Raw genomic sequence first — 5,505 nt, forward strand, 5'->3', positions numbered from 1 at the left:
AGTGCTTTGAGCAGCCTGCAGCTAGTTTCCTAGTTTGCTCTTTGATTTTCATTGAGTATAAAATAAGCAAATCAGTAAGAAACCCACGACAAGATAATCCTGACGCGGGTTGTAGTTTCAACAAATGTCAATTGACCTGACTAGCAATCTGTAAGAGTGCCTTTTCAAAAAGGAAACCTTTTTCATAGAGTCCTGTCTTAATCTGATAGTCTGTCTCAATCAAGTAGGAAATTACTTGCTTCAAAAAGCTCAAAGAAAGTCCTCTTGAATCTCTCAGCGCAAACTTGATTTGATAGGGATTAGGATTGCGTCCGAGAAAACTTCCTAGACTACTTGCAATCTGAGATTCTGTTTGCCCAGACTCCGCCAAAATCTTCACCTGAGTAAAAGTCCGAAATTGTCCTAGCATGACTGCAATCAGTTTGATTTCATCTTCACCTTGCAAGGTCAAATCTCTAACCAAATCGCGCGCCTGATCCATCTTTTTAGTCAGAATAAACTGAGTTAAATCAAAAATATTGTCCTGTAAGGTCTTGGGAATTGCGTTAACAATATCCTCTTCCTCGATAACAGAGTCTTCCTTATAGGACTGTAAAAAGAGGAGATTTTTCTGGATTTCGCTAAATTGAAAACCCGACTTGACGAGAAGATTTTCAAAAGAATTATTGGTAAACTGCAGACCTTCTTTCTGGCTCCACTTTTGGAAATACTGGCGTAATTCTTGTTCTTTGGCTTCTACTGCATCAAAGACCTTGGCATCACGCTTAAGTAATTTTACCAGCCGTCTTTTGCTATCCAGCTTTCCTTCCGCAAAGATCAACAACTTGGTTGTTGGTGAAGGGTTATCAAGGTATTCCTCAAACGACTTGAGTTCATCATCTGTTAAAAAGCGTTTCTTGGCTGTTGTGATATCTACAAAATGGTCTAATATCACGATTTTCTCATCCGCAAAGAAAGGAAGGCTGACTAACTCCAGTTCCACATCCTTGTAGACCACTTCTTTCATATCAAAGTAGGCAAAGTTGAGATCAGCAGAATCATAGCCAATCTGTTTCAATACTTGACTCTTCATCACTTCAAACTGACCCTGATCTGTCCCTGTAAAAAGGCTCAGGCTAGGTAAATTTGATAAAGTCAACTTCTGACTCTCTTCAATGGCTAGCATCTTCTCTCCTTTCTTCTGATTTTTCGATTTAATTTAGTCAATATAGCGCAATTTCCCACGGAAATCTTCTAAGCTCTCGTATCCTTTTTCCGCCATGATTGCTTTTAGTTCATTGGTAATGCGGTCAAAGGCACCGACGCCTTCTTTGTGAAGGGTGGTTCCCACCTGCACCATACTCGCTCCACAGAGAATATGTTCAAAGGCATCACGACCAGTCAACACGCCACCTGTTCCAATGATTTGGATCTGGGGATTTAAGCGTTGATAAAAGGCGTGAACATTAGCTAAAGCAGTTGGTTTGATGTATTCTCCACCAATTCCACCAAAACCATTCTTAGGCCGAATAACGACAGATTCGTCTTCTATATAGAGGCCGTTTCCGATAGAGTTAACGCAGTTGACAAACTTGAGCGGATACTTGTTGAAAATAGCTGCCGCTTGGTCAAAGTGAACAATATCAAAATATGGTGGCAATTTAATTCCAAGAGGTTTGGTGAAGTAGGCAAACACCTCTGCCAAAATCCGGTCTGTTGTCTCAAAATCATAGGCAATCTGAGGTTTACCTGGAACATTTGGACAGGAAAGATTTAGCTCAGTCAGACCACGAAAATCACTCTCTTGGACTTTTTTCAAGATAGTATGGGTTTCCTCTGGAGACATTCCAACCAGAGATAAGAAGAAAGTTCGGTTTGGCTCTTTTTCCTGTAAATCCAAAAGATAATCCAAATAATAGTCTAAGCCCTTATTTGGCAAGCCCATAGAATTGATAGAACCAAGTGGGACATCTTGATAGCGTGGCTCAGGATTTCCCTGACGAAAGTCCAAGGTTGCTGTCTTAGTAACAAAGGTTCCTGCCGCTGAGTTTTTGACCTCTTCTAACTCCTCTATCGTCATACAAGCCACACCTGCTGCATTCATCAAGCAATTGTCAAACTCAAAACCAGCAATTTGTGTTTTCGTTGATACCATGATTCTAATCCTCCAGATTCTTTTTATTGCTAATATTATACCATAATTTTAATTCTAGGTTTACTAGATTCTGTGGTTCTATCTATTTATTCGGAAAAGAAAGTCTAGTGCAGAAGTCATGTTATGGAAACAGCTAGTGTATTGGAAGTTTGAACAAGACTTGGGTCACAGACTTTTGAATGAAGTCCAAGCAACAAGGAGAAATCTCAACCATGAGTCCATTCCATGACTCTGTTGCTCTAGAAAACCTTGCAATAGTCAAGTGATAACGAATAAAACTTTGGATTGAAATATCTCCATGATTATCTATTACGAGGAGAAATCTCAACCTTTGGCATTTTTAAAGAAATACATGTAAATCTCTACTTTCGCAAAATGGATTTTCAGAACAGTATCCCAGTATAGTTAAAAACTATAAAAAAGAGAGGAAGTCCCCCTCTTAAGATTTTATTTGACTGCTTCTTTTAAAGCGTCTACCTTGTCCAAACGTTCCCATGGAAGGTCAATATCTGTACGTCCCATGTGTCCATAAGCTGCTGTTTGACGGTAAATTGGACGCTTGAGGTCCAGCATTTGGATAATTCCTGCAGGGCGAAGGTCAAAGATTTGACGGGCTGCTTTTTCAAGCTTGCTTTCAGCTACTGTTCCTGTACCGAAAGTATCGATACGAACAGAAACAGGTTGGGCAACACCGATAGCGTAGGCCAATTGAACTTCTGCCTTCTTAGCAAGACCGGCTGCAACGAAGTTCTTGGCAATATAGCGAGCTGCATATGAGGCAGAACGGTCCACCTTAGTCGCATCCTTACCAGAGAAGGCACCACCACCATGACGAGAGTAGCCACCATAAGTATCTACAATAATCTTACGACCAGTCAAACCTGAGTCCCCTTGAGGACCACCGATTACAAAACGACCTGTCGGATTGATAAAGAATTTTGTCTTATCATCGAGATAAGAAGATGGAATAACTTCTTTGATGACCTTGTCAATCACATCTTGATGGATTTGTTCATTAGTAGCCTCTGGATCATGCTGAGTAGAAATAACGACTGTATCTACACGTACCGGACGGTCATTTTCATCGTACTCAACTGTAACTTGTGATTTTGCATCTGGACGGAGATAGCTAATTTCTCCAGATTTACGAAGTTCTGCCAGACGACGAACCAATTTATGACTGAGTGAGATTGGCAATGGCATGAGCTCTTCTGTTTCATCCACTGCAAATCCAAACATGAGCCCTTGGTCTCCAGCACCGATCAAATCAAGTGGATCTTGGTCTGCATTTCCACGAACCTCCAAGGCTTCGTTAACACCTTGGGCAATATCTGGTGACTGCTCAACAAGTGACGGATGAACTCCCACTGTCTCAGCAGAAAAACCATATTCTGTATTGGTATAACCAATCTCTGCAATGGTATCACGAACCACACGGTTAATATCCACATAGGCATTTGTAGAAATTTCACCAAAAACGTGGACGGAACCAGTATAGACAGCTGTCTCAGCAGCAACGTGCGCCTCTGGATCCTCTGCTAAAATAGCATCCAAAATCGCATCTGAAATTTGGTCTGCAATCTTATCTGGATGCCCCTCAGATACAGATTCAGACGTGAATAATTTACGTTCTGACATAAAAATGTCCCCCCTTAAAAATAGTGTTATAGAGTTACAAAGTACTGGTAGGAAAACTCTTAGTGATAAATGCCTACCATCTTATCGGGACTATATAACTTTATCATTATACCATTTTTTAGCGCAATTTGCAGTCTTTAATGTGATATTTCGGTTTAGATAGTTCGTTCTCATAAAGCAAAAAGTTGGAGTTCAGTACTCCAACAATTTCTATTAAAATGTTTGGCGTTTCGCTTTACGCTCTGCACGACCGCGAGCGCGATTTTCAGCACGCTTGGTTTTGCGGCGCTTTTCATCAACCGCCCATTGAATTTTCTTCTTATAACCCGGTTTGACTTTTTTCTTTTTCTTTTTGACCAGACCAATCATTTCAATATCAAGCTTATCTTGCTTCTTCTCACGATTAGCACGACGATCACGGTCATAGGTATCTTGGAATTCTCCATCTTTGACCATCTTAGGAGTAAACTTGATTCCCAATTTCTCCAACTCACGGATATCCGAGTCATCACTTGGCTGATAAAGGGTAATGGCTGTGCCTGGTAGGCCATTTCTTCCAGTACGACCAACTCGATGAACAAAGAAGGACAAATCTTGCGGAATGGCATCATTGATGACATGGCTGACACCTTCAATGTCAATCCCACGCGCTGCCAAGTCTGTTGCGACAATGTACTCAAAATCCAGATTTTTCACCTGATTCATGATACGCTTGCGCTCACGAGGGGCAATATCCCCATGAATTTTTGCCACCTTCAAGCCTTGAGCAGTCAGGTAAGAATGCAATTCATCAGCACGCGTTTTAGTGTTAACAAAAATCATTGCCAAATACGGTTGCATCAACTGAGTCAACTGGTAAATTTGAGCATTCTTATCACGTCCCTTAGTAGAAATCAACCAATTATCAATGGTATCAGAAATGATCGTTTTGGTCTTGATTTTCTCCATAACTGGATTTGATAAGTATTTTTTCAAGAATGGTTGCAGTTTTTGCGGAATAGTCGCTGAGAAGACCATGAATTGCAAGTCTTTTGAAAGACTGCCAGCAATCTTATCAACAGTTTCCAAGAATCCCATATCCAAGGTCATGTCTGCTTCATCAACAACAAAGGTCTTGGCCTTGTGAATAGCCAAATCACCGGATTTAACCAAGTCGTAAATACGGCCTGGTGTTCCAATAACAATATGAGGCTGATTGCTTGCCAATTTCTCAATCTGACGAGCCTTATCCGTACCACCCACATAATTAACCACACGAACTTCCACGTCTGAGTGGGCAGCAATCTGACGGGCTGCTTGGTAAATTTGAGTAGCCAACTCACGACTCGGTGCAGTAATCACTGCCTGTACACTATCGCTAGCTTCATCTAATTGCTGGAAAATCGGTAACAAGAAAGTGTGAGTCTTACCTGAACCTGTTTTTGATTCTCCAACCAAATCTCTACCTGCCAAAACAATAGGAATCAATTTGTCTTGCACCTCTGTTGGAGCTGTAAATTTTAACTCCTCCAAGGCCTCTCTAATATAGTTTTTAAATTGAAATTTCGTAAATGACATAATATCCTCTATTCTATCTATCTTATCAATTATACCATATTTTATTCCATTACAGTAGTCTCACTTATTTAGGCTATTTCCAGTAGCTTCTCTAATAATAAAAAGGCTAGAATTTCATGGTTCCAACCTCTTTTCATACTCAATGAAAATCAAAGATCAAACTAGGAAACTAGCCG

Annotated in this window: 4 protein-coding genes; all 4 read right to left on the reverse strand. The window is 40.5% G+C overall.

All coding sequences use genetic code 11. The features are described 5' to 3' along the window. Nucleotides 1–127 precede the first annotated feature (127 nt). The 4 genes from holA to HT671_RS10265 all read right to left on the reverse strand — a co-directional run bounded on the left by holA (nt 128) and on the right by HT671_RS10265 (nt 5,329). A complete protein-coding gene (gene holA / locus HT671_RS10250; RefSeq protein ID WP_000879648.1) occupies nt 128–1,165 on the reverse strand; it encodes a DNA polymerase III subunit delta in 1,038 nt (345 codons plus the stop codon). 33 nt (nt 1,166–1,198) lie between these two features. Beyond that, nucleotides 1,199–2,134, reverse strand: coding sequence for a dihydroorotate oxidase (locus HT671_RS10255; RefSeq protein ID WP_000255155.1), 936 nt, complete (start codon nt 2,132–2,134; stop codon nt 1,199–1,201). A 447-nt stretch (nt 2,135–2,581) separates the two neighbouring features. Beyond that, on the reverse strand, nt 2,582–3,772 hold the full coding sequence (gene metK / locus HT671_RS10260; protein ID WP_000003909.1) for a methionine adenosyltransferase: 1,191 nt from the start codon (nt 3,770–3,772) through the stop codon (nt 2,582–2,584). 213 nt (nt 3,773–3,985) lie between these two features. After that, complete coding sequence (locus HT671_RS10265; RefSeq protein WP_050208023.1) at nt 3,986–5,329, reverse strand: DEAD/DEAH box helicase; 1,344 nt, start codon at nt 5,327–5,329, stop codon at nt 3,986–3,988. Nucleotides 5,330–5,505 lie beyond the last annotated feature (176 nt).

The organism is Streptococcus sp. 2741, from assembly GCF_013276315.1.
Classification (GTDB): Bacteria; Bacillota; Bacilli; order Lactobacillales; family Streptococcaceae; genus Streptococcus; species Streptococcus pseudopneumoniae.